Source organism: Streptomyces sp. NPDC045431, assembly GCF_040646655.1.
Classification (GTDB): Bacteria; Actinomycetota; Actinomycetes; order Streptomycetales; family Streptomycetaceae; genus Streptomyces.
In genome coordinates this window covers 95,448-120,539 of record NZ_JBEZAQ010000012.1, presented here as the reverse complement: position 1 = coordinate 120,539, position 25,092 = coordinate 95,448, and the positions used below count along the sequence as shown (strand labels likewise).

Below are 25,092 nucleotides of genomic sequence, written 5' to 3'. Positions count from 1 at the left end.
CTCCCTCCGGGTGCGCACGCGGCTCAGCCCTTGACGGCGCCGGTGAGCATCCCCTTCTTGAAGTGCTTCTGGACGAACGGCGAGACGACCGCGACCGGCAGCAGCGCCAGCACCATGACTGCCATCTGCACGGAGAGCGGGGAGAGCTGCCGGGTCTTGATCAGCTGCCCGAGTCCGGTCGGCGGCTCCTGCTTCTGCACGATCTGGATCATGACGTTCTGCAGCGGCATCATGTCCTGGTCGGTCAGGTAGAGGGAGGCGTTGAACCAGGCGCTCCAGTAGCCGACCGCGTAGAACAGCGCGATCACCGCGAGCACGGCGCGGGACAGCGGCAGGACGATTCGCCACAGGATGCGGAAGTCCCCGGCCCCGTCGATCCGTGCGCTGTCGATCAGCTCCTGGGAGATGTTCATGAAGAACGCCCGCAGGACCAGGATGTTGAAGACGCTCACCGCGCTCGGCAGGATCAGCGCCAGATAGGTGTCGGTCAGCCCCAGTGCCTGCACCAGCAGATAGGTCGGGATCAGGCCCGCGCCGAAGAACATCGTCGCGAGCAGCGTCATCAGCACCCAGCGGTGGCCCGGCGACCCGGGACGCGACAGGCCGTACGCGCACAGCACCGACACCGTCATGCTGAACAGCGTGCCGACCGCCGTGACCCCGAGGCTGACCAGCGCCGCCCGCTGCACCTGACCGCCGCCGAGCAGCTCCTCGTACGCCACGAGGGTGAGGTCCCTCGGGACGACCACCAGGCCGCCCGCCCTGCTGATGGTCTCGGGCGTGGACAGGCTCGTGACGATCACGATCCACAGCGGGAAGAGGACCGCCAGGCACGCGGCCGCCAGGACGACGCCCTTGGCCGCCACCCCCGCGCCGCTGGGTCTCCCCTCCCACGCCGGGCGGGGCGGCGCCGCCCACCACCGGTTCCGCGCGCCCGCGTCGGAGCTCATTTCCGGTACACCCCCTGCTCGCCCATGAGGTGGGCCACCTTGTTCGCGACGAGGACCAGCCCCACCCCGACGACGCCCTTGACGAGCCCGGCGGCCGCCGCATAACCGAAGTCCTGGTTGCGGATGCCGTTCCACCACACGTAGGTGTCGAGCACCTCGGCGGCGTCCGGGCCCACCGCGTCCCGCTGCAGCAGCAGCTGCTCGAAGCCGACGGTCAGCGCGTCGCCCACCCGCAGCACCAGCAGCAGCGCGATCACCGGGCGCAGCGCCGGGAGCGTGACGTGCCACATGCGGCGCCGGCGGCCCGCGCCGTCCATCGCCGCCGCCTCGTACAGCTCGTCGCTGACGGAGGAGAGCGCGGCGAGGAAGACGATGACGCCCCAGCCGGCGTCCTTCCAGACGCCCTCGGCCGTCACCAGGAACGCGAAGGCGCCGGGGTCGGTCATCAGGTCGAAGCCCTCGACGCCGTGGAGCCGCAGGGTCTGCGCGATGATTCCGGCGCCGCCGAAGATCTGCTGGAAGACGGCGATGACCAGCACCCAGGAGAAGAAGTGCGGCAGGTACAGGATCGCCTGGGCGACGGCGCGGACGCGCGGCCGGACGACGCTGTTGATGAGCAGGGCCAGGGCGATCGGCACGGGGAAGAACAGCACCAGCTGGAGGAGGAACAGCACCAGAGTGTTCTCGACCGCCCGCCAGAACGCCGGGTCGGTGAAGATCCGCTCGAACTGGTCCAGCCCGGTCCACGGACTCTCCAGGATGGCGACGAAGCCGTTCTCGCTGAGGTAGGGGTCGTAGTCCTGGAACGCCACCACGTTGCCGAGGACCGGTACGTAGTGGAAGACCAGGACGAGCAGCAGCGCCGGGAGGGTCATCAGGACGAGCGTCCGGTCCCGCCGCCACCGCGACCGCAGGCCGCGCTTGCCGGTGACACGCGTACGGCCGTCGGCGGTCTTCCTCATGCCGCCGGGCCGGTCTCGTCGAGCAGCTTGCGGTACCAGTCGCGCAGCGCGTCGCCGCCCGCCCGCTTCCACTCCGACACCGCCTGCCGCACGTCGCCGATCTTCTTGCGGCCGCGTACGACGTCGTCCTCCAACTGCTCGAAGTCGTCGGCCAGATTGGCCCAGCGGTTCGGCTCGGTGACGGTCAGCCCGTAGAACGCGGTCTTCTTGGTGAAGGCGCCCATCCGCTGCTGCCACTCCACCTGGAGCCGGGTGATGTCGGCGCGGTCCGGGTGGGCGAGGTAGGGGGCGGGGTCGCCCAGGTAGTCGAAGGCGCCCGTGACCTGGAGGTGGCCGGTGTCGGTCTTCACCGGGACCCCCTTCCGGATCGTGTAGTGCACGCCCTCGACGCCGTAGTCCGTGAGCATGCGCTCCTTCGTGCCGTACGGTGCCGCGCAGAAGTCGGCCACCGCCAGCACGTCCTCGACCACGGACTTCGGGGCCTTGGCGCTGACGAAGGCCCAGATGTTCGCCGGCTGGGTGGCGTAGAGCCGGGGCGCCGAGCCGTCGTGGCCGGGGATGTCGAAGGCGCCCATCCGGAAGTCCGGGTTCTGCACCGCCTGTTCGGCGCTCTTGCTGTACCAGTGGGAGAGGTCCTGGTTGTAGACGAGCACCTGGCCCGAGGTGAACCGGTTGCCCCCGTCGCCCTGCGCCGCCTTCGCGTCCGGGTGCACCACGCCCGCCGCGTACAGCGAGCGCGTCCACTCCAGCGCCTCCAGGTACTCCTCGGTCTCCACGCGGTTCACAAGAGAGGTGCCCTGCCGGTCCCACCACAGGGCCCTGTCGCTGCCGGGGAGCACGCCGAACATGTTGAAGGCCGTCCACTTCAGGTCGTCGCACGCCCACACCTTCGCCCTGGCGCTGGTGGCCTCCTTCGCCCAGGCGAGGAACTCGACGGCGTTCTTCGGCGGCCGGTAGCCCCGCTCCTCGAAGACGTCCCGCCGGTAGAAGGGCGCGATGTTGACGACGGACGACGCGGGCATCGGGATGCCGCGCAGCGCGCCGCCGAAGATCGACCGCTGCCAGGCGTCCGTGGGCACGGCCGCCAGATTCGGGTACGCCTTCACCTTCTCGCCGGAGAGGTACGGGCCGAGGTCGGCGAACTTGGCGTTGACCGCGCTCGGGATCCTCCCGGTGAGGTTCCAGGCGGGCACGACCACCACGTCCGGGATGTCGCTGGAGGCCAGGACGGCGCCGAGCTTCTCGTCGTACGTGTTGCCGTCCTGGTTCTGCCACACGGTGCGGACGCCGATCGCCTCGTCCATCGCCCGGTAGTACGGGTTGTCGCTCTTCGGCGGGGAGCCCCACAGCGGCGCCATGATCCGTACGGTGCCGCCCCCGCCCGCCTTCGCCGTCACCGAGGACTTCAGCCCCTCCGTGGCGATGCCGATGGTGAAACCGGCCGCGGAGCCGTTCTTCGACGGGATGTCCGGTGCCACGACCGTCCGCGCGGCGAAGGCCGGCAGGAGCTTCTCCGCGTCCTTGCCGGAGGTGGCGCCGTCCTTCTTCTCGTTCCGCCCGCCGCCGCAGGCGGTGAGCAGCGGCGCTCCGCCGGCCAGCGCGACCGCGGCGACCGCCGTCGAGGCCAGGAAGGTTCTCCGACTCGGGGAGGCGGAGGGGGAGTTCGGCGTCATGGCGTCAACCCTTCAGGGCGCGTGAGCGGGGAGTCGAAGCGCTTCGATGTGGGTGCGAGGTTAGGTGACCGCCAGGGCCCACACAAGAGTCGGTTCGATGATTGACGCCCCATGAACTCCCGTGGGTGCTCGGTCCCTTGACACCCGTCCGTGCGTCGCATCAGCATCGAAGCGCTTCGAAGAACTCCTGGACCAGCCGGACAAGGGGAACCTCACGTGACCGTCGAGCCGCCCGCCGCGCCGACCCCCGAGCGAGCCGCCGCACCGCCCCCGCCCCCGCCCTTCCGCGACCCCCGGCTGCCGTTCGGCGAGCGCGTCGACGATCTGCTCCGGCGCCTCACGTCCGACGAACGGATCGCGATGCTCCACCAGTTCGCGCCCGCCGTCGACCGCCTTGGCGTCGCCGCCTTCCGCACCGGCCAGGAAGCCCTGCACGGCGTCGCCTGGATGGGCCCCGCCACCGTCTTCCCGCAGGCCGTCGGCCTCGGCGCCACCTGGAACGACGACCTCGTCCGCCGCGTCGGCGAGGCCGTCTCCACCGAGGCCCGCGCGCTCCGCGCCCGCGACGACCGCGTCGGCCTCAACGTCTGGGCCCCGACCGTCAACCTGCTGCGCCACCCCCTGTGGGGCCGTGGAGAGGAGGGCTACTCCGAGGACCCGGCCCTCACCTCCGCCCTCGCCACCGCCTACACCCGCGGCCTGCGCGGCGACCACCCCACGTACTGGCGCACCGCGCCCGTCCTCAAGCACTGGCTCGCGCACAACAACGAGACCGACCGCTCCACCACCTCCTCCTCCGTACGGCCCCGCGTCCTGCGCGAGTACGACCTGCGCGCCTTCCGCCCCGCCGTCGAGGCGGGCGCCGTGGCCGGGGTCATGCCCGCGTACAACCTGGTCAACGGCCGCCCCAACCACGTCTCGCCCTACCTCGCCGAGCACCTGCGCACCTGGACCGACCAGGAGCTCCTGGTCTGCTCCGACGCGGGCGCGCCCAGCAACCTGGTCGACTCCGAGCACTACTTCGACACCCACGAGGAGGCCCTCGCCGCCTCCCTGCGCGCCGGCGTGGACAGCTTCACCGACCACGGCACCGACAGCTCGCCCACCGTCGCCCGCCTGCGCCGCGCACGGGAGGCGGGCCTGATCGACGAGGCCGCCGTCGACACCGCCGTACGCCGCCAGCTCCACGTCCGCTTCCGGCTCGGCGAGTTCGACCCGGAGCTCGACCCGTACGCGCACCACACCCCCGAGACCGCCCTCGACACCGCCGGGCACCGGGCGCTGGCCCGGGAGGCGGCCGAGCAGGCCGTGGTGCTGCTCACCAACGACGGCCTCCTGCCGCTCGACCCGGCCGCCGGTCAGCGCGTCGCGGTGGTGGGACCGCTCGCCGACGCGTGCAAGCTCGACTGGTACAGCGGCACCCTCATCCGCCGCTCCACGCCCCTGGACGGCCTGCGCGAGCGCTTCGGCGCCGAGCGCGTCGGCCACGCCGAGGGCGCCGACCTCGTCCGGCTGCGCTGCGCCGCCGGGGCGCTGCGGGTGCCCGAGGCCCCGGCCGGCGCGGCGGCACCCGGCACCGCCGAGGGGGCGCTCGACCCGGCGCTGCTCTCCGGACGTACGGACCTGCCGCCGCTGACCGCCGACCCGCACGGCGACGGCACGGTCCTCGCCCTGACCGACTGGGGCGGCGGCGTGTTGACCCTGCGCGCCCCGGACGGCCGCCACCTCTCCGTCGCCGATGATGGTTTCGTACGCGCGTCGGCCGAGGAACCCGGCGGGTGGGTCGTCCAGGAGACGTTCCGGCTCGAACCGCACGGCGACGGCCACCTCCTGAGGCACCTGGGGACGGGCGGGCACGTCTCCGTCGCCGCCGACGGCGTGAAGGTTGCCGCCGGGCCGGCACACGGGCCCGGACGGGCCGAGGTCTTCACGGTGGAGACCGTCGAGCGCGGCACGGACGCGGTGGCGCGCGCCGCCGCCGGCGCGGACGTCGTGATCGTCGTCGCGGGCAACGACCCCCACATCAACGGCCGCGAGACCGAGGACCGCACCACCCTCGCCCTCCCCGAGGCGCAGGACCGCCTCTGGCGCGCGGCGCACGCCGCCAACCCCCGTACCGTCCTCGTCCTCACCTCGTCCTACCCGTACGCCGTCGGTGACGCCGCCGCGCGCCTGCCCGCCCTGCTCTGGACGGCCCACGGCGGCCAGGCGGCCGGGACGGCCCTCGCGCGCATCCTCACCGGCGAGGTCTCACCGGCCGGACGGCTGCCGCAGACCTGGTACGCCGCCGACGCCGACCTGCCGGACCTGCTGGACTACGACGTCATCGGCAGCCGCCAGACGTACCTCTACTTCGACGGCCGCCCCCTCTTCCCCTTCGGCCACGGCCTGTCGTACGCCTCCTTCGCCTACGACGGCCTGACCGCCACCCGCGCCGGCGACACGCTCCGCGTCGCGTTCACCGTCACCCACACGGGCGCCGCCCCCGCAGACGAGGTCGCCCAGCTGTACGTCCGGGCCGCCGCACCCTCGGTGCCCCGGCCGCTGCGCGAGCTCGCCGCCCACCGCCGCCTCCACCTCACCCCCGGCGCGTCGCGGCGCCTGGAGTTCGTCCTGCCCCTCTCCGTCCTCGCCTTCTGGGACGTCGCCCACGGCCGCTGGACCGTCGAGCCCGGCCCGTACGAACTCCTCGCGGGCGCCTCCAGCGCCGACATCCGCCTCACCACCACGCTCACCCTCGACGGCCCCGCCCCCGGCCCGCGCCCCGTCCTCGCCCGGCCCCTCACCGCCGCCGACTACGACGAACAGCACGCCACCGTCCTCGCCGACCGCACCAAGGAGCGCGGCGACTGCGTCACCCCCGCCGACCCCGCCCACACGGGCCACCTGCTCCACCGCGCCTGCGACTTCGGCCCCGGGGGCGCCGCCTCCGCCGACCTCGAGGTCTCCGGCACCGGCACGGTCACCCTCGCCATCGGCGCCTTCCGCACCACCCTCACCGTCACCACCAGCGCCGGCCCGTACGACTACACCACGCTCACGACACCCGTCTCGGCCCACGGCGTTCAGGACGTCCGCACCGAACTCACCGGCTCCGTACGGCTGGCGTCCGTCCGCTTCACCCCGGTGGCGGGACGCGGCCCATCAGGTCAGTAGTACCAGCAGTAGAGCCGCAGGCCGCCACCGTCGGGGCCGCCGGCCGTGGCAGCGAGTCGAGCCACGCCCTCCAGGACCGTCAGGGGGTCGTCGTCGGTCATGTCCTCCCCGTCCGCGAGCCTGAGCCCCTCGCACCAGCGCGCGGCGAGTTCGCGCAGCTCGCCGGGGGTGGCACCGGCGAGCGCGGCGGTGAGCTTCTTCGGCAGGGCGAACACCACGATGCCGTCGTTGAGAAGAGGCGCGGCGTAGCGGGGCCATTTCGCCGCGCGGAGCTGCTTCCAGAGCGGGAAGTGACCGGCCGGCGCGGCGAAGTACGTCTGCCACTCGACGACGGCTTCCTCGGGGTCGAAGTCGTGGCAGATCACCGCCGCGAGCCCGCTCCCGGGGCCGTTGGGGCGCGTCGCGGCGGCGATCTTGTCGTCAGGGGCGAGGAAGAACGCTATGTCCGTGGGCACCTCGGTAGGGTGGCAGGCCGTCAGGCCCGCAGGCGAGGCGCGGGCTCAGGAGGGCCGGCCGTCCGGCCCCGCCACATAGGCGCGGTAGCGCGTCAGCCGCCCCAGGTCCGGGAGCCGGTGTTCGCGCCAGGCGCGGGCGTACGACGGGGGTCTGGCCCCGCCGGAGACCAGGACCGCGACCGGGCGGTGGCGGGACAGGGCGGTGAGGCCCTCGGGGGTGATGCTGCCGTCGTGGCCGCCGGGCTGGCGCGAGGCGCAGCCGGTGCGGTAGGCGACGCGGATCGCGTCCTCGCCGCTGACCACGCACGGCGGGCGGACCCCCTGGGCGTGGAGCGCGGCGGCGATCCGCGTCAGGTCCCGGGTGTCACGGCGCACCCGGTCGGCGACACCGTCGAGGACCCGGTACTGGACCGCCAGGTGGGCGAGGAGCGCGACCGCGAGGAGCGCGGCCACGGTGCGGCGCCGTCCCCGCTGGGGCCGCGGCCGGCACAGCCACAGCAGGCAGCGGGCCACGGGCAGCGCCAGCAGCGCGTACGCGGGCAGCAGGAAGCGCGGCGCCGCGTAGCCGACGGTGAAGAGGTACGGCAGGGCCAGCGCCACCCCGACCGCGCCCGCCACCGCCAGCTCGGTGCGGTGGAGCCGGGCCCGGGCCGCCGCCGCGACACCGCCCGCCACCAGCAGCGGCAGCGCGAAGAACCACAGGGCGGCGGCCGGGTGGCGCCACGGCACGTCGCACGGGCGGCACAGCGTCCGCCCGCCCAGCGCCCGCGCGTGGTCGTCCACGGTGAGGTACCAGCCGAGGCCGCCCTGGATCTCGCTCGCCCGCTCCAGCCGGGCCGTCAGCCCGCCGTACCGGGTGTACGCCTCCATGACCCATTCGGCCCAGCCCAGCGCGAGGCCCACCGCGAGCGCCACCAGCAGCAGCGGCCACCGCCACGCGCGCGTCACCACGGCCGCCGCCGCCAGCGCCAGCACCAGCCACACCGCGTCGGCCGGCCGCATCACCCCGGCGAACGCCACCGCGGTGACCATGCCCCCCACGGCCCACCGGTCGCCCGGGTCGCGCGCCGCCCGCAGGAAGCAGCCCGTCGCGGCCAGCGCCCCGTACGCCACCCACAGGTTCGGCATCGCCTGCCCGGCGTAGAACAGGGTGATCCACAGGCTCGCGAACAGCGCACCCGCCAGGGCGAGGACCGGGGCGGGCAGCAGCCGCCGCCACACCCACAGCGCGACGAACAGCCCGATCCCGGCCAGCACGGCCAGGTAGAGGCGCAGCGCCGCGACCGACCCGGTCACCGCGGTGACCGGTGCGACGAGGTAGCTGATGCCCCGGGCGCGGGGCGCGCTGAAGAAGGCCGCCGGGGCGTGCGGGCTGACCTGGCTGACGTACACGGTCTCGTCCCAGCCGAGGCCGAGGCCCCGGGCGACCAGGACGAGGTGCGCGAGCGTGAACGCGGCGGCCACGCCCGCCAGCCACGGCAGCGCGGGGCCGCCCGCCCCGGGCCGCGGGTTCCGGCTCTCCTCCAGCGCCACATGCGGCACAGGGCCGCGCACGCCGACGACGACTGATTCCTGCATGGCCCGGCCTCGCTCGGGGGTGTGCGGGGGACGCGGGGGACCGTCTCCCCGGCCTGTCCCCTCCACGCTCGGGCGGGGGCGGCCGCGCCACCACGCCGGAACGGCAGTCGGCCCAATGGACCCTCACGAACGGGTGAGACGGTGGTTTCCGGCGGCGACCGGCCGCCTCCGGCGCGCCTGCGCGCGGATGCTGAGCGGTGAAAGCCACGGTAGGCACGGATGGCACGGAGGCCGCCATGCAGCACACACCCGCGTCCACACCCACATCCGGCACCGCATCCGGCACGACACCCGGACCCGTACCCGCGCCCACGCCCGCGTCCCGGCCCCCATCGCGCCTCACGGCGAACCGGGCCCGCCTCGGCCACAAGGTGCGCTACGCCCTGCGCAACCCCGCGCGCGTGGTGCCGTACCTGCGCCGCGCCGGGCGGGACACCCTGCTGCGGCTGCGGCACGGCGGCGACCACATCGCCTACTACCGGGCGGTGATGGCGTCCGACACCGCCCGCAGCCCGGAGGCGGCGGTCGGCGGTGTCGCGTCACGCGAGCGGTGGCTGGCCCTCGGGCAGATGCAGTTCGACTACCTGATGTCCCACGGGCTGCGGCCGGACGACCGGCTGCTGGAGATCGGCTGCGGCAACCTGCGCGCCGGATGGCGGTTCATCCAGCATCTGAACCCCGGCCACTACTACGGCGTCGACATCTCGCCCGACATCCTCATCGAGGCGAAGAAGACCCTCGTCCAGTACGGGCTGCAGGACAAGCTGCCCTACCTCACCCCGGTGAACGACCTCCGCCTCGACTTCCTCCCCGACGGCGCCTTCACGGTGGTGCACGCGCACAGCGTCTTCTCCCACTCCCCGCTGCACGTCATCGACGAGTGCCTCGCCCACGTCGGCCGGATCCTCGCCCCCGGCGGCTTCTTCGACTTCACCTACGACCGCACCGAGACCACCGAGCACCAGGTCCTCGGCGAGGACTTCTACTACCGCACCGAGACCCTGACGCGGCTGGCCGCGAAGCACGGCCTCGCCGCCCGCTTCATGGACGACTGGGAGGCCCTGCCCCACGGCCAGTCGAAGCTCCGCGTCACGCACGCCACCGCACCGGCGTGATCAGCGCGCCGAGAAGCCGTGCACCGTCGTTGAGCGGTACGTCTCGCCCGGCCGCAGCACCGTCGAGGGGAACTCCGGCCGGTTCGGCGAGTCGGGGAAGTGCTGGGTCTCCAGGCACAGCCCGTCGCTCTGCCGGTAGACGCGCCCGGACGGGCCGGCGAGGGACCCGTCCAGGAAGTTCCCGGAGTAGAACTGCACTCCCGGCTCGGTCGTCGCGATCCGCATCGCCCGCCCCGAGACCGGGTCGCGCAGCGTCGCGACGGCCTCCGGCCGGGCGGTCACGCCCTTGTCGAGGACCCAGTTGTGGTCGTACCCCCTGGCCGTCACCAGCTGCTCGTGCGCCGTGCGGATGTCCTCGCCGACGGGCTTGGCGCGCCGGAAGTCGAACGGCGTGCCGGCCACCTGCGCGCGCTCGCCGGTCGGGATGAGCGTCGCGTCGGTCGGGAGGTAGCGGGAGGCGGCCAGCCGCAGCTCGTGCCCGAGGACGGAGCCGCTGCCCTCGCCCGCGAGGTTGAAGTAGGTGTGGTTGGTCAGGTTCACGACGGTCGGCCGGTCGGTGGTCGCCGCGTAGTCGATCCGCCAGTCGCCCCGGGCCGTGAGCGTGTACGTGACGGTGGCGCGCAGCGTGCCCGGGTAGCCCATCTCGCCGTCCGCGCTCACGTACCGCAGCACCAGCCCGGTCCCGCCGGGGCCGGTGAAGGGGTCGACGTCCCACACCCGCCGGTCGAAGCCACGTTCCCCGCCGTGCAGGCTGTTGGGGCCGTCGTTGACGGACAGCCGGTACGTCGTGCCGTCGAGGGTGAAGCGGCCGCCCGCGATGCGGTTGCCGTACCGGCCGATCAGCGCGCCGAAGAAGGTGGTCGAGGAGAGGTAGTCGTCGAGGCCGTCGAAACCGAGGGAGACATTGGCGTACCGGCCGTGCCGGTCGGGTATCTCCAGCGACTGGACGATGCCGCCGTAGGACAGCACCCTCAGCCGCGTGCCGCCGTTCTCCACCGTCCAGCGGTACACCTTCGTCCCGTCGGGGAGGGTGCCGAACAGTTCCTTCACGGGTGTGCCGCCTTCCGAGGCGTACGCGGGGGACCCCGCCGCCGCCATGAGTCCCGCGGCGGCCGCGGCCGCCAGTACCGTACGTCTGCTCGTGTCCATCCGTGGCCTCCAGGCTCCGGGGAGTGGGGTTACTTGCCGGCCCTGCGCTTGTTCCAGACGTCGAAGCCGACCGCCGCCAGCAGCACCAGGCCCTTGATGACCTGCTGGTAGTCCGTGCCGATGCCGACCAGCGACATGCCGTTGTTGAGCACGCCGAGCACCAGGCCGCCGATCACGGCGCCCATCACCGTGCCGACGCCGCCGCTCATCGAGGCGCCGCCGATGAAGGAGGCGGCGATGGCCTCCAGTTCGAAGTTGAGGCCCGCCTGCGGGGTGCCGGCGTTGAGCCGCGCCGCGTACACGCAGCCCGCGAGCGCCGCCAGGACGCCCATGTTGACGAAGACGAGGAAGGTGACGCGCTTGTCCTTGACGCCGGACAGCGTGGCCGCCGCCTTGTTGCCGCCGAGCGCGTACACATGGCGCCCGATGACGGCGTTGCGCATCACGTAGCCGAGACCGATCAGCAGGGCGCACATGATGAGCATCACCACCGGCACGCCGTGGAAGCTCGCCAGCGTCAGCGTGAACGCCACGACCGCCGCCGTGATGGCCGTGCACTTCGCCGCCCACAGGCCGAACGGCATCACGTCCAGCTCGTAGGCGAGCTGCCGCCGGCGGCCCCGCCACTCGCGCAGCAGCAGCAGGACCACCGCGGCCAGGCCGAGCAGCAGCGTCGGGTTGTGGTACTGCGTGTACGGGCCCATCTCCGGGATGAAGCCCTTGGCGAGGTTCTGGAAACCCTCCGGGAACGGGGCGATCGACTGGCCCTCCAGCACGATCTGGGTGAGGCCCCGGAAGAGCAGCATCCCGGCCAGCGTCACGATGAACGACGGGATGCCGAGGTAGGCGATGAAGAAGCCCTGCCACGCACCCGCCACCGCCCCGATGAGCAGCGACAGCACCAGCGCGAGCACCCACGGCAGGTCGTGCCTGACCATCATCACCGCCGCCATGGCGCCGACGAAGGCCACCAGCGAGCCGACGGACAGGTCGATGTGCCCGGCGATGATGACGATCATCATGCCCATGGCGAGGATGAGGATGTAGCCGTTCTGCTGGATCAGGTTGGAGACGTTGTTCGGCAGCAGCAGCGTGCCGTCGGTCCATATCTGGAACAGCACGATGATGAAGGCCAGCGCGATCAGCATGCCGTACTGGCGCATGTTGCCCCGCAGGCCGCGCAGGAGCAGCGCGCCCGCCGACGGCTGCGACGCGGTGTCCTGTGGCCGTCGACGCGGGGGAGTGGTCGTGGTCGTCATGGCGGTGCCTCAGCTTCTGTTCATGGTCATCTGGCGCATCAGGACTTCCTGGGTGGCGTCGGCACGGGCGACCTCACCGGTCAGCCGGCCCGAAGCCATCGTGTAGATCCGGTCGCACATCCCCAGCAGCTCCGGCAGTTCGGAGGAGATGAACAGCACCGCCTTGCCCTGCGCCGCCAGCCGGTCGATGACGGTGTAGATCTCGTACTTGGCGCCGACGTCGATGCCCCGCGTCGGCTCGTCGAGGATCAGCACCTCGGGGTCGGCGTGGATCCACTTGCTCAGCACGACCTTCTGCTGGTTGCCGCCCGACAGCCGCCCCACCTCCTCGAACACCGTCGGCGCCTTGATGTTCATCGTGGTGCGGTACCCCTCGGCGACCCGGCGCTCGTGGTGCTCGTCGACCACGCCCCGGCGCCGCATCCCGGGCAGGGACGCCAGCGAGATGTTGCGGTGGACGGTGTCGATGAGGTTCAGCCCGTACCGCTTGCGGTCCTCCGTGACGTACGCGATGCCCGCCGCGATCGCCGCCGGCACGGTGCCGGTGACCACCTCGCGCCCGTTCACCTCGACCGTCCCGGCGACATAGCCGCCGTACGACCGGCCGAAGACGGACATCGCGAGCTCGGTGCGGCCCGCGCCCATCAGGCCCGCGATGCCGACGATCTCGCCGCGCCGCACGGTCAGCGACACGTCGTCCACGACCAGGCGCTGGGGGTCGGCCGGATGCCGGACCGTCCACCCCCGGACGCTCAGCGCGACCCGGCCCGCGTCCTCGCCCTCGTACCGCGTGCGCTCCGGGAAGCGCTGGTCCAGGTCGCGGCCGACCATGCCCCGGATGATCCGGTCCTCCGACAGCTCCGGTGCGGCGTCCGGCGTCCGGCGGACCGTCAGCGTCTCGATGGTGCGGCCGTCGCGCAGGATCGTCACCGCGTCCGTGACGCGCCGGATCTCGTTCAGCTTGTGCGAGATGACGATGCTCGCGACGCCCTGCGCGCGCAGCTCCAGGATGAGGTCGAGGAGCTTCGCGCTGTCCTCGTCGTTGAGCGCGGCCGTCGGCTCGTCGAGGATGAGCAGCTTCACCTCCTTCGCCAGCGCCTTGGCGATCTCCACCAGCTGCTGCTTGCCCACGCCGAGGTCGGCGACCGGGGTCTGCGGCGCCTCGCGCAGCCCGACCCGCTTCATCAGCCGGCTCGCCTCGCGCAGCGTCGCGGTCCAGTCGACGAGTCCGCGCCTGGCCCGCTCGTTGCCGAGGAAGATGTTCTCGGCGATCGACAGGTACGGCACGAGGGCCAGCTCCTGGTGGATGATCACGATGCCGCGCCGCTCGCTGGCCCGGATGTCCTTGAACGCCACCGGCTCGCCCTCGAAGCGGATCTCACCCTCGTACGAGCCGTGCGGGTGGACGCCGCTGAGGACCTTCATCAGCGTCGACTTCCCGGCGCCGTTCTCGCCGCAGACGGCGTGGACCTCCCCGGCGCGCACGGTGAGGTTCACGTCCGAGAGCGCGGTGACGCCCGGGAAGGTCTTGGTGATCCCCCGCATCTCCAGGACCGGTCGCCCGCTCACCGCAGCTGCCCGGCGGTGAAGTAGCCCTCGCGGACGAGGAGATCGGTGTTCGACCTGTCGATGCTCACCGGGTCGAGGAGGTACGCCGGCACGGCCTTCTTGCCGTTGTGGTAGTCGCGGGTGTTGTTGACCTCCGGCGTGCGGCCGTTCAGCACCGCGTCACCCATCTTCACCGCCTGCGCCGCCAGTTTGCGCGTGTCCTTGAAGACGGTCTGCGTCTGCTCGCCCCGGAGGATCGACTTCACCGACGCCAGCTCCGCGTCCTGTCCGGTGACGATCGGCAGCGGCCGCCCCTTCGATCCGTAACCCGCGCTCTTCAGCGCCGAGATGACGCCGATCGAGATCCCGTCGTACGGCGAGAGGACCGCGTCCACCCGCTCCTCGCCGTAGTTCTTGCTGATCAGGTCGTCCATCCGCTTCTGCGCGGTGCCGCCGTCCCAGCGCAGCGTGGTCGCCTGGTTCATCCGGGTCTGCTTGCTGCGCACCACCAGCCGGCCGGAGTCCAGATACGGCTTCAGCACCTTCATGGCGCCGTTCCAGAAGTAGGTGGTGTTGTTGTCGTCCGGCGACCCGGCGAACAGCTCGATGTTGTACGAGGCGCCCTTGGCGGCGGGCTCGCCCAACTTCAGCCGGTCGACGATGTAGCGGGCCTCCAGCTCGCCGACCCGCTCGTTGTCGAACGACGCGTAGTAGTCGACGTGTTCGCTGCCCATGATGAGGCGGTCGTACGAGATCACGGGGATGCCCGCGTCCTCGGCGCGCTGGAGCACCTCGGTGAGCGCGGAGCCGTCGATCGCGGCGACCACCAGCAGCCTGCGCCCCTTGGTGATCATGTTCTCGATCTGGGCGATCTGGTTCTCGACCTTGTCGTCGCCGTACTGGAGGTCGGTCTCGTAACCGGCCTTCTCGAACTGCTCCGCCATGTTCTCGCCGTCGGCGATCCACCGCTCCGACGCCTTGGTCGGCATGGCCAGGCCGATGACGCCGCCCTTGCCCCCGGCGGGCTTGTAGCGGCTGCCGCCGCGGGCCTCCTGGCCGCAGGCGGTGACGGAGACGGCGAGCAGCGCGGCGAGCGCCGCCGCGGCGGTGATACGGGGTACGCGCATGGATCAGTCGCCTTCCGGGACCGGGGCGGGGGCGGGGGCGGGGGCGGGGAAGCGGCGGAGCTCACCCGGCAGCCGCGCGCCGAGCGGGGACATCCCGCCGTCGGCGCCGTGCCGGGCCAGCAGGTCCAGCACGAGCCGGCCCCGCCGCACCCGCTCGCGGGCGGTGGCCAGCGCGGTGTCGCGCAGCTGGGCGCCGTAGGGGTAGATGCCGGGGGAGCGGCTCAGGCCGAACTTCAGGTACAGCGGGGCGCCGCGCCGGATCAGCTCGGCCACCTCGTACATGCGGATGTAGCCGCCGAGGTCGTCGGGCGCCTCGACGTACATGTCCATCGGGGCGCGGCTGACCCGGCGGATCTCGGTGAGGTGATCCAGGGTCAGGTCGGACGGCACGTTGAGGGAGTCCGCGCCCAGGTGCTCGTAGACGGCGTACGAGGCCGGGTTGACGGGGCCGGTCAGCGCGGACAGCTTGAAGGTCGTGTCGGCGGGCAGCTCCCCGGCCTCGCGCAGCCGGTGCAGCGTCCACAGCACGCCCTCGTCGGCGACGAGCAGGCACCGCACGCCCAGCGACGCGGCGCGCAGGGCGTCCTCCACGCACCCGGCGAGCGCATCGTGGCCGCGGGCGCGCAGCCCGGCGCCGCCGGAGTCGGTACGGGTGCCCGCGCCGATGTCCCAGGTGCCCCGCGGGCCGGTGAACAGGCACAGCTCGATGTCGCGTTCGGCGCAGGACTCCACCATGTCGGTGATCTCGGCGTCGGTGAGCATCCACACGCCGCTGCCCTGGCTGACGCGGTGCACCGGCACGTGCAGCCGGGAGCTCTCCTTGAGGACGGCGGCCAGGGCCTCCGGGCCCTCGACCGACGGGATCTCGGTGCGCCACAGCCCCCCGTCGGGGAAGGCGTGCGGCGAGGCGTCGGCCGGTTCCACGGCCGGGGCCGGATGGCCGATCGAGGCGAGGGCGTCGGCGCCGGGGCGCCGGGGGAGGGACGGGGCGGTCACGGGACTCCTCGGTTCCATGCGTTCGGGATTCCGAACGCCATTCGGTACGTGGGGTGTACGGCGGTACGGGGGCCGTCAGGCGCACCCCGTACCGCCGTACGGCACAGCGGGACCGGGCTACGGGCGCAGCAGCACCTTCCCGGTCTTGGCGTCGCCGCCGCCGACCAGCGCGACGGCGTCCGCGAACCGCTCCAGCGGGAACTCGTGCGTGATCAGCGGCGCGGGGTCGAGCAGCCCGAGCCCGAAGGCCCGCACCGCCTCGCACCACGCCGACGACGGGGCGCCGAAGACGCTGCGGATCTCCAGCTGGCTCAGCGACAGGTGCACCGGGTCGATGCCGACCGCGCCGGGCGTGAACATCCCGGTCAGCACCACGCGCCCGCCCCGGCGCGCCAGCAGGCACGACGCGGCGGCCGTCGACGGCGCGCCCGCCGTCTCCACCACCAGGTCGAACCGCCCGCGCAGCGCCTCGGCCTCCTCCGGGGAGAGCGCCTCGCCCGCCCCGAACCGCAGCGCCTGCTCGCCGCGCGCCGCCCGCGGGTCGATCACCGTCAGCTCGGCCGGCGACGAGGCGGCCAGCAGCTGCACCGCGAGCAGCCCGAGGGTGCCCGCACCCACCACCGCGACGCGCTCACCGGGGTGCGGCCGCCCGGTCCGGACCGCCGCCGCGATCACCGCGGACGGCTCCAGCAGGGCCGCCGCGCGCAGGTCGGCGTCGTCGTGCAGCGGGTGCAGCAGTCGCGCCGGTACGACGACGTGGTCGGCGAACGCACCCGGCTCGGTGAAGCCGGTCTCGGCGTAGCCACCGGTGCACAGGCTGGTCTCGCCGCACCGGCACCGCTCACACCGGCCGCAGGCGCGGAACCCCTCGGCGACCGCCTTGCGGCCGGTCAGCCCCGGGTCCACGCCCGCGCCGACGGCCTCCACGGTGCCGGACCACTCGTGGCCCGGGATCACCGGGTAGCGCACGTACGCGGCGTCGCGGTGGCCGTCGTACACCTCGCGGTCGCTCATGCAGATCCCGGCGGCGGCGACCCGGACGAGGACCTCGCCGGGTCCGGGCTCCGGGACGTCGCGCTCGACCAGCCGGTGCGTGCCCGGCCGGTCGACGACCAGCGCGCGGCTGCGCGGCGGCCCGCTCACTTCGGGGCCCTCTTCTCCCAGCCCTCGGCCCACAGGTCGAACCGCGCCTTCTGCTGCGGGAACTCCGCCGCCGCGTCCACGTCCAGCTCCACGCCCAGGCCCGGCGCGTGCGACACCTCGAAGCAGCCGGTGGCCGGGTCCACCTGCGGGGCGCCCTTCACCACCTTCTTGATCTCCGCGTCCGCGAAGTCGTTGAAGTGCTCCAGGATCTTGAAGTTCGGGGTGCAGGCCGCCAGCTGGAGGGAGGCCGCGGTGAGCACCGAGCCACCGACGTTGTGCGGGGCGACGAGCATGTAGTGCGTCTCGGCGGTCGCCGCCAGCTTCCGCGTCTCCAGGATGCCGCCGATGTGCCCGAGGTCCGGCTGGATGATGTCGGCCGCCTGCGACTCGAACAGCTCGCGGAACTCGATCCGGTCGTGGATCCGCTCGCCCGTCGCCACCGGCAGGTCCACCTTCTCGGCGACCTTCTTCAGCGCCTTGAGGTTCTCCGGCGGCACCGGCTCCTCCAGCCAGGCCGGCGCGAACGGCGCCATCTCCTTCGCCAGCCGCACCGCCGTCGCCGGGCTGAACCGCCCGTGCATCTCCAGCATCAGCTCCGCGTCCGGGCCGATCGCGTCCCGCACCGCCTCGATCAGCGACACCGCGTACCGCGTCTGCTCCGCGTCCAGCTCCAAGTGCCCGGTGCCGAACGGGTCGATCTTCAGCGCCCGGTAGCCGCGCGCCACGACCTCCTGCGCCGCCTTGTGGTACGCCTCCGGGGTGCGCTCGGTGGTGTACCAGCCGTTCGCGTACGCCTTGACGCGGTCCGTCACCTTGCCGCCGAGCAGCTGCCAGACCGGCACGCCCAGCGCCTTGCCCTTGATGTCCCAGCACGCCATCTCGACGACCGCGATGCCCGACATGACGATCTCGCCGGCGCGGCCGTAGTCGCCGTACTTCATCCGCCGCACGAGGTCCTCCACCGCGAACGGGTCGGAGCCGGCGATGTGGTTGGCCTCGGCCTCCCTCAGGTAGCCGAGCAGCGCGTCGGTGTGGCCGAGCATGCGGGTCTCGCCGACGCCGGTGAGTCCTTCGTCGGTGTGCACGAGCACATAGGTGAGGTTGCGCCAGGGGGTCCCGACGACATGCGTACTGATGCCGGTGATGCGCACGGCAGTGGCCGCCCTTCTGCCCTTCCGGGTCGTTCGGTGCGTTCGGTGCGTTGGCTCCGCGTCATGCGACGCGTTCGAGATTTCGTCACACGTTCGAAATCTTGGCGTGACCGTATGCAGTCCCTCCGGAGGTGTCAATGGGTGACGCACGGCCGTTGCCCCTCGAAGTGGCCTGTGGTTAGCCTGTGTTCGTCATACCGGCCACATGCCGGAGTTTCGAACGAAGAGAGGGGTGGCCGGAATGGGCCGTCTCGTCCCCGCGGTGACCAGAGCGCTCGACATCCTGGAGCTGTTCCTGGAGGGCGACGGCACCCTCTCCGCCCCCGAGGTCACCCGCAGGCTCCAGCTGCCCCGCACCACCGTGCACGAGCTGCTCACCACCCTCGCCGCCCGCGCCTACCTGGTGCCCGTCGCCGACCAGCCGGGCCGCTACCGCCTCGGCGTGCGCACCTACCAGCTCGGCAGCAGGTACGCCGAACAGCTCGACCTCGCCGCCGAGGGCCAGCGCGTCGCCCGCGAGGTCGCCGAGACCTGCGACGAGACCGTGCACGTCGCCATCCTCGAGGACCTCGACGTCATCTACATCGCCAAGGTGGACTCCACGCACGCCGTGCGCATGGTCTCCGCCGCCGGGCGCAGGCTCCCGGCCCACTGCACCTCCGTCGGCAAGATGCTCCTCGCCGCCCTCCCCGAGGACGAGCTCGACCGCCGCATCGCCGGCCGTGAGCTGGTGGCCATGACCCCCAACAGCCTCACCGACCCCGACGAGCTGCGCGCCGCGCTCGCCGCGATCCGCGCGCGCGGCATCGCCACCGAGCACCGGGAGTCCAACCCCGACGTCGCCTGCGTCGCCGCGCCCGTACGCGACAGCGCCGGCCGGGTCGTCGCCGCGCTGTCCGTCTCCGTCCCGATGATCCGCTGGAGCGACCAGCGCGAGGCCGAGCTCGCCGAACTCGCCGCCAAGGGCGCCGACGACCTCTCCGTCAGCCTCGGCCACCGCGGCGGCACCCGGTGACCCGCGCGCCCGGGCTCGAGGTCGCCGTACGGGAGCGGGCCGAGCTCGGCGAGGGCCCCACCTGGGACCCGGCGGCCGGACGGCTCGTCTGGGTCGACATCCTCGGCTCCCGTGTCCACACCTACGCCCCCGGCAGCGGCCGCCGCACCATCCTGACCACCGGTCAGCACGTCGGCGCCGCCAAGCCGCGCACCGGCGGCGGACTCGTGGTCAACCTGCGGGACGGCATCGGCCTGTACGACGCGGGCGGCGCGTTCCGCTGGCTCCTCCACGCCCCCGTCGCCGGGCGCCGCGGCAACGACGCCGCCGTGGCACCCGACGGCGCCCTGTGGGCGGGCACCATGCGCTACGACGAGGCGCCCGGCGGCGGCAGCCTGACCCGGATCGCGCCCGACGGGACCGCGGCCGTCGTCTTCCCGGACGTGTCGGTCGGCAACGGCACCGGGTGGAGCCCGGACGGCACGCGCATGTACTACATCGACACCCCCACGCGCCGGATCGACGTCTGCCGCGTCGACGGCGAGGGCGTCGTGGACCGCCGTCCCCTGGCCACGGTCGAGCCCGGCGCCGGCTTCCCGGACGGCCTGACCGTCGACGCCGACGGCTGCGTCTGGGTCGCCCTCTGGGACGGCGGCGCGCTGCGCCGCTACACCCCCGACGGCCGCCTCGACCGCACCGTCGAACTGCCCGTGCGCCGCCCCACCGCCTGCGCCTTCGGCGGCCCCGGCCTGCGCGACCTCTACATCACCACCGCCCGCACCGGCCTGTCCCGCCCGCACCCCCTGGCCGGATCGCTCCTCGTCCTGCCGGACGCGGGCGCGGGCCTGCCCGGCACCGCCTTCGGGGGGTGAGGCGGCATGGGTCCCTCACCGGAGGCGCACACCGGGCGACGCACGCCGGCGGAGCGCCCCGCGGCCGACGGCGGACCTCCGGCCGCGCGGCCCCGCGGCGGGGACGACGGCCTGGCCGCGGCCGAGTTCCACGCGTTCTTCGAGCGCCACTACGCCGAACTCGCCCGCCTCGCCCACCTGCTGACCGGTGAGGCCGACGCCGCCGACGACCTCGCCGCCGACGCGCTGCTCGCCCTCTGGCACCGCTGGGACCGCGTCCGGGCCGCCGAGCACCCGGGCGCGTACGCCAGGGGGGTCGTCGCCAACCTCGCCCGCAGCCGCATCCGCAGCGCCGTACGCGAACGCCGCCGCGTCGCGCTGTTCTGGTCGCAGCGCGGCGACCACACCGACGGGCCGGACGTTCCGGCGGTCGTCGACGTCCAGGGCGCCCTGCGCCGGCTGCCGTTCCGCAAGCGCGCCTGCGTCGTCCTGCGGCACTCCTTCGACCTCTCCGAACGGGACACCGCGCTCAGCCTCGGCATCTCGGTCGGTACGGTGAAGAGCCAGACCTCCCGGGCGATGGCCCAGCTGGAACAGCTGCTCGGCAGCAGGGCCGCGGCGCGGCTCGCGGAGGGCCTGCGCGACGTCACCGCGTAACGGCGTGGAAATCCGCCGGTCCCGAGCGGCAACCCTTCCTCCCCCGGCGGCGACCAGCAGGCGAAAGGTCTCACCCCCCCACCGAAGGAACGGGACCCCATGAGCCGACACGACACCCGCCGCCGCGGCCGTACGGCGTTCGCCGGCGCGGCCGTACTGACCGCCGCCGCCCTCGCGGCCGTCCTCACACCGACCCCCGCCGGTGCCGCCGCCGCGTGGCCGACGCCCAACGGCAGCAAGCCCGTCCCGGCGACCATCGAGTTCTCCGGTACCTACGACGGCGGCATGGCCCGCCACTACGGCACCGGCGACCTCGGCGACGGCGGACAGGACGAGGGCCAGGCCCCGCTGTTCCGGCTGAAGGACGGCGCCGTCCTCAAGAACGTCGTCCTCGGCTCCCCGGCCGCCGACGGCGTCCACTGCCTGGGCAGCTGCACACTGCAGAACGTGTGGTGGGAGGACGTCGGCGAGGACGCCGCCACCTTCAGGTCCTCCTCGTCGAGCGCCGTGTACACCGTCACCGGCGGCGGCGCGAAGAAGGCCTCCGACAAGGTCTTCCAGTTCAACGGCGCGGGCAAGCTGACCATCACCGGCTTCCAGGTCGCCGAGTTCGGCAAGCTGGTGCGCTCCTGCGGCAACTGCTCCACCCAGTACAAGCGCACGATCGTCATCGACAACGTCGACGTCACGGCGCCCGGCTCCACCATCGCGGGCATCAACACCAACTACGGTGACACCGCCACCCTGCGCAACATCCGCATCCACGGCGACAGCAGCAGGAAGATCAAGCCGTGCGTGCGCTACACCGGCAACAACACGGGCGCCGAACCCGTCCAGACCGGCAGCGGCCCCGACGGCACCTACTGCCGCTACACGGCCTCGGACATCACCTACCGGTAACGCCGCGGGCCGCGCGGCCACCGCTCCGTCCCCCGGTCCCGGTCCGGTCCAGGCCCTGGCCCCGGTCCCGGCCGTGGTCCGGGGGAGACAATGATCCGGTGACACACGGCCACGGCTACCGCTACCGCGTCCTCGGCACCACCCAGGCGCTCCGCCCCGACGGCACCGAGGCCCCGCTCGCGGGGCCCCGGCTGCGGGCGCTGCTCACCGCGCTCGCGGCCGCCGCCGGGCGGACCGTCCCGGTCACCGGGCTCGCCGCCCAGGTCTGGCCGGACGACGACCCCGCCGACGCGCTCCCCGCCGACGAGACGGCCGCGCTCCAGGCCCTGGTCGGGCGGCTGCGGCGGGCGCTGGGCCGCGACGCCGTACGCTCCGAGCCGGGCGGTTACCGGCTCGTCGCCCAGCCCGACGACATCGACCTGTTCCGCTTCGAGCGGCTCGCCGCCGACGGCGCCGCCGCCCTCGCCGCCGGCGACCCGGCCGCCGCGACCCGCCTGCTCGACGAGGCGCTCGGCCTGTGGCGGGGCCCCGCGCTGGCCGACCTGCCCGGCCGGGACCGCGACCCCCTCGCCGTACGGGCGCGGCTGCGGCACACCGAGGCACGCCGGGACCGCCTCGCCGCCGAGGTGGCGCTCGGCCGCCCGCAGGACGCCCTGCCGGGCCTCGCCGAGATCGTCGCGGACCGGCCGCTGGACGAGCCCCTGGCCGCGCTGCGGATCCGGGCGCTGCGCGCGGCCGGACGCCCGGCCGAGGCGCTCCAGGCGTACGACGAGGTCCGCGCCGTGCTCGCCGCGCGCCTCGGCACCGCGCCCGGCCCGGAACTTCGGGCCCTGCACGCGGAGCTGCTGGCCGCGGACGACGAGCCACGGCGGGAGCCGGAGCGCGAGCCGGCACCGGACCGCGAGCCGGATCCGAAGCGGGACCCCCGGCGCGGGTCACATCCGCCCGCGCCGCCCGGGAACCTGCGCGCCCGTCTGACCTCCTTCATCGGCCGCGACACCGAACTGGCCGCCCTCGTCGAGGAGATCCGCCACCACCGCCTGGTCACCCTCCTGGGCCCCGGCGGCGTCGGCAAGACCCGGCTGGCCCTCGAAACCGCGGACTCCACCGCCTGGCCCGACGGCGTCTGGGTCGCCGAACTCGCCCCCGTACGCGACCAGGACGCCGTCGTCGAGACCGTCCTGACCGCCCTCGGCGCGCGCGAGCCGCTCCGCTGGAGCGCCGACGGCCGCGGCCGCGACCCGCTCGCCCACCTCCTGGAACACTGCGGACGGCGGCGCCTGCTGCTGGTGCTCGACAACTGCGAGCACGTCATCGGCGCCGCCGCCCGCCTCGCCGACACCCTGCTGGCCGCGTGCCCCGGGGTCACCGTGCTCGCCACCAGCCGCGAGCCCCTCGGCGTCCCCGGCGAAACCGTACGGCCGGTCGAGCCGCTTCCCGAGGACGCGGCGCTGCGGCTGCTCGCCGAGCGGGGCGCGGCGGCCCGTCCCGGGTTCGACGTGGCGGACGACCCGGACGCCTGCGCCGAGATCTGCCGGCGCCTCGACGGCCTGCCCCTCGCCATCGAACTGGCCGCCGCCCGCCTGCGCGCCCTGACGCCCCGCCAGATCGCCGACCGCCTCGACGACCGGTTCCGCCTCCTGACCGGCGGCAGCCGCACCGCGCTGCCCCGCCAGCAGACCCTGCGCGCGGTCGTCGACTGGTCCTGGGACCTGCTCGACGCGGCCGAACGGGCGGTGCTGCGCCGCCTGGCCGTCTTCTCCGGCGGCTGTTCCCTGCCCCTCGCCGAGGAGGTCTGCGCCGAGCCCGACACCCTCGAACGCCTCACCTCCCTCGTCGACAAGTCCCTCGTCGTCGCCGTCCCGGCGAACGACGGCACCATGCGCTACCGGCTCCTGGAGACCGTCGCCGACTACGCCGCCGCCCGCCTCGACGAGGCGGGGGAGAGGGAGACCACCGCCCGCCGCCACCTCAGAGCCCTGCGCGAACTCGCCCGCACCGGCGACCGCGAGCTGCGCGGCCCTCACCAGACGGAGTGGCTGAACGTCTTCGAGACGGAGCACGACAACCTCCGCGCCGCCCTGCGCACCGCCGTCGAGCTCGGCGAGGAGCAGGAGGGCCTCTGCCTGGCCCTCTCCCTCAACTGGTTCTGGCAGCTGCGCGGCCACCAGAGCGACGCCCGCGTCTGGTCGGCGGCCGTCGCGGCCCTCGGCCCCGACCCCTTCCTGCCGCCCGTCCGCCCGGCCGTGCCGATGCCCGCCCGCTGCACCGAGGTGCCGCCCCCGTGGGACGAGGAGACGCTGTGGGAGGCGCGGCGCGGCGTGCGCCTGCTGGTCTTCGCCTCCGACGGCAGCCAGGGCACCGCCGCCCTGGAGAAACCCGAGAACCGCGCCTACATGCGGGCCATCGCCGACGCGTACCGCCCCGGCCTGCCGCAGAACAGCCGCCAGCCCGGCGCCATGTGGTTCTTCGTCCGCATGCTCCTCGGCGAGTTCCGGGGCATCCCCGACACCATGGCGGCCGTCGTGGAGTGCTGCCGCGTGCACGGCGACGACGTGGACCTCGGCTTCGCCCTCCTGATGCGCGCCAAGATCCTCCCGGACGGGTACGCCGACGCCGACGAGGCCCTCGCCCGGTTCGAGGCGGCCGGCGACCTGTGGGGCGCCTCCGAATCGCTCTCCGCGCGCGGCGAGGCCCACGAGCGCGCCGGCCGGTACGCCGAGGCCGCCCGCGACTTCGAGCGGGCCCTGGCCCGCGCCGAGCGGGTCGGCGCACACAGCCAGGCCGTCTTCCAGGCCCGCCTCGCGTCGGTACGGCTCCGCCTCGCCACCACGCCCGCCGAGCGCGAGGGCGCCGAACGCCTGCTGCTCGACGCCGCCGAGACGGCCCGCACGTACAGCGTCGAGACCGTCTCCACCGCGCGGCTCCTGCTCGCCCAGCACTACGGCCGCACCGGCCGCGTCCCGCTCGCGCGCCACCAGCTGCGGCTCATCGAGGAGGAGTTCACCCCCGCCACGGCCGAGATGTTCACCGGGATGCTCCTCGGCCTGCACGCCTGGCTGGACTGCCTCGACGGCGACCACGCGGCCGCCCGCCGCCGCCTCGCCCGCGCCGTACGCCTGCTGGAGACCCTGGCCTATGTGGTCGCCCCGCACATGGTCCTCGCCCAGCTCGCGACCGCCGCCTGGGCGATGGCCCACCACGGCGACCCCCGCGACGGCGCCCGGCTGCTGGGCGCGTACGACCGGCACGTCACGGTGGCCTCCGGTACGGGCTTCCGCCACCTCCCGGTCGACGCCGAGAGGGAGGTGCGGGACCGCGCCGAGACCGAGCTGCGCGCGGTCCTCGACGAGGCGGCGTACGCCCGCGCCCACGCCGAGGGCGGCGACCTCACCCTGCGGGAGGCCGCCGCCCTCGTACGCTGACCG

Annotated in this window: 19 protein-coding genes; 7 read left to right on the top strand and 12 right to left on the bottom strand. The window is 73.7% G+C overall.

Going from position 1 to position 25,092, the window contains the following annotated elements:
• Positions 1-23: 23 nt before the first annotated feature.
• Genes AB0A69_RS23310 through AB0A69_RS23300 form a run of 3 tightly spaced genes read right to left on the bottom strand, consistent with a single transcriptional unit; the run spans position 24 to position 3,585 of the window.
• The gene (locus AB0A69_RS23310) at positions 24-950 is read right to left on the bottom strand and encodes a carbohydrate ABC transporter permease (RefSeq protein WP_361425143.1); all 927 of its coding nucleotides are present in this window, start codon (positions 948-950) and stop codon (positions 24-26) included.
• Positions 947-1,912 carry an ABC transporter permease subunit gene (locus tag AB0A69_RS23305; protein WP_361425140.1) on the bottom strand — a complete coding sequence of 322 codons (966 nt, stop codon included), beginning with the start codon at positions 1,910-1,912 and terminating at the stop codon, positions 947-949. The genes AB0A69_RS23310 and AB0A69_RS23305 overlap by 4 nt, the downstream gene beginning before the upstream one ends.
• A complete protein-coding gene (locus AB0A69_RS23300; protein WP_361425137.1) occupies positions 1,909-3,585 on the bottom strand; it encodes an extracellular solute-binding protein in 1,677 nt (558 codons plus the stop codon). Before AB0A69_RS23300 ends, AB0A69_RS23305 begins: the two co-directional genes overlap by 4 nt.
• Before the next feature lie 216 nt (positions 3,586-3,801).
• On the opposite strand from AB0A69_RS23300, the gene AB0A69_RS23295 reads away from it, so the two are divergent.
• Positions 3,802-6,741, top strand: coding sequence for a glycoside hydrolase family 3 C-terminal domain-containing protein (locus tag AB0A69_RS23295; RefSeq protein ID WP_361425134.1), 2,940 nt, complete (start codon positions 3,802-3,804; stop codon positions 6,739-6,741).
• On the opposite strand, the gene AB0A69_RS23290 is transcribed toward AB0A69_RS23295, so the two are convergent.
• Both AB0A69_RS23290 and AB0A69_RS23285 read right to left on the bottom strand, forming a co-directional pair.
• Positions 6,735-7,196: a hypothetical protein gene (locus AB0A69_RS23290; protein WP_361425132.1), complete on the bottom strand. Its 462-nt coding sequence runs from the start codon at positions 7,194-7,196 to the stop codon at positions 6,735-6,737. The genes AB0A69_RS23295 and AB0A69_RS23290 overlap by 7 nt on opposite strands.
• Before the next feature lie 45 nt (positions 7,197-7,241).
• Positions 7,242-8,774: a hypothetical protein gene (locus AB0A69_RS23285; protein WP_361425129.1), complete on the bottom strand. Its 1,533-nt coding sequence runs from the start codon at positions 8,772-8,774 to the stop codon at positions 7,242-7,244.
• 236 nt (positions 8,775-9,010) lie between these two features.
• Between AB0A69_RS23285 and AB0A69_RS23280 the strand changes: the two genes are divergently transcribed.
• Positions 9,011-9,889: a class I SAM-dependent methyltransferase gene (locus AB0A69_RS23280; RefSeq protein WP_361425126.1), complete on the top strand. Its 879-nt coding sequence runs from the start codon at positions 9,011-9,013 to the stop codon at positions 9,887-9,889.
• Here the strand turns inward: AB0A69_RS23280 and AB0A69_RS23275 are convergent, their stop codons facing one another.
• The 7 genes from AB0A69_RS23275 to AB0A69_RS23245 all read right to left on the bottom strand — a co-directional run bounded on the left by AB0A69_RS23275 (position 9,890) and on the right by AB0A69_RS23245 (position 18,262).
• Complete coding sequence (locus AB0A69_RS23275; protein WP_361425123.1) at positions 9,890-11,038, bottom strand: aldose epimerase family protein; 1,149 nt, start codon at positions 11,036-11,038, stop codon at positions 9,890-9,892.
• A 29-nt stretch (positions 11,039-11,067) separates the two neighbouring features.
• Positions 11,068-12,297: a multiple monosaccharide ABC transporter permease gene (mmsB, locus tag AB0A69_RS23270; protein WP_361425120.1), complete on the bottom strand. Its 1,230-nt coding sequence runs from the start codon at positions 12,295-12,297 to the stop codon at positions 11,068-11,070.
• A 9-nt stretch (positions 12,298-12,306) separates the two neighbouring features.
• On the bottom strand, positions 12,307-13,842 hold the full coding sequence (gene mmsA / locus AB0A69_RS23265; protein WP_361425347.1) for a multiple monosaccharide ABC transporter ATP-binding protein: 1,536 nt from the start codon (positions 13,840-13,842) through the stop codon (positions 12,307-12,309).
• A gap of 20 nt (positions 13,843-13,862) precedes the next feature.
• On the bottom strand, positions 13,863-14,972 hold the full coding sequence (gene chvE, locus AB0A69_RS23260; RefSeq protein WP_361425117.1) for a multiple monosaccharide ABC transporter substrate-binding protein: 1,110 nt from the start codon (positions 14,970-14,972) through the stop codon (positions 13,863-13,865).
• Positions 14,973-14,975: 3 nt separating this feature from the next.
• Positions 14,976-15,986 carry a hypothetical protein gene (locus AB0A69_RS23255; RefSeq protein WP_361425114.1) on the bottom strand — a complete coding sequence of 337 codons (1,011 nt, stop codon included), beginning with the start codon at positions 15,984-15,986 and terminating at the stop codon, positions 14,976-14,978.
• A 99-nt stretch (positions 15,987-16,085) separates the two neighbouring features.
• On the bottom strand, positions 16,086-17,111 hold the full coding sequence (locus AB0A69_RS23250; protein WP_361425111.1) for an alcohol dehydrogenase catalytic domain-containing protein: 1,026 nt from the start codon (positions 17,109-17,111) through the stop codon (positions 16,086-16,088).
• A complete protein-coding gene (locus tag AB0A69_RS23245) occupies positions 17,108-18,262 on the bottom strand; it encodes a mandelate racemase/muconate lactonizing enzyme family protein (protein WP_361425108.1) in 1,155 nt (384 codons plus the stop codon). The genes AB0A69_RS23250 and AB0A69_RS23245 overlap by 4 nt, the downstream gene beginning before the upstream one ends.
• A gap of 241 nt (positions 18,263-18,503) precedes the next feature.
• On the opposite strand from AB0A69_RS23245, the gene AB0A69_RS23240 reads away from it, so the two are divergent.
• The 5 genes from AB0A69_RS23240 to AB0A69_RS23220 all read left to right on the top strand — a co-directional run bounded on the left by AB0A69_RS23240 (position 18,504) and on the right by AB0A69_RS23220 (position 25,089).
• On the top strand, positions 18,504-19,277 hold the full coding sequence (locus AB0A69_RS23240; protein WP_361425105.1) for an IclR family transcriptional regulator: 774 nt from the start codon (positions 18,504-18,506) through the stop codon (positions 19,275-19,277).
• A complete protein-coding gene (locus AB0A69_RS23235; RefSeq protein ID WP_361425102.1) occupies positions 19,274-20,128 on the top strand; it encodes an SMP-30/gluconolactonase/LRE family protein in 855 nt (284 codons plus the stop codon). The genes AB0A69_RS23240 and AB0A69_RS23235 overlap by 4 nt, the downstream gene beginning before the upstream one ends.
• 6 nt (positions 20,129-20,134) lie before the next feature.
• Positions 20,135-20,764: a SigE family RNA polymerase sigma factor gene (locus tag AB0A69_RS23230; protein WP_361425099.1), complete on the top strand. Its 630-nt coding sequence runs from the start codon at positions 20,135-20,137 to the stop codon at positions 20,762-20,764.
• A gap of 99 nt (positions 20,765-20,863) precedes the next feature.
• On the top strand, positions 20,864-21,664 hold the full coding sequence (locus AB0A69_RS23225) for a pectate lyase (protein ID WP_361425096.1): 801 nt from the start codon (positions 20,864-20,866) through the stop codon (positions 21,662-21,664).
• A 98-nt stretch (positions 21,665-21,762) separates the two neighbouring features.
• Positions 21,763-25,089 carry a BTAD domain-containing putative transcriptional regulator gene (locus AB0A69_RS23220; protein ID WP_361425093.1) on the top strand — a complete coding sequence of 1,109 codons (3,327 nt, stop codon included), beginning with the start codon at positions 21,763-21,765 and terminating at the stop codon, positions 25,087-25,089.
• Positions 25,090-25,092: the final 3 nt, after the last annotated feature.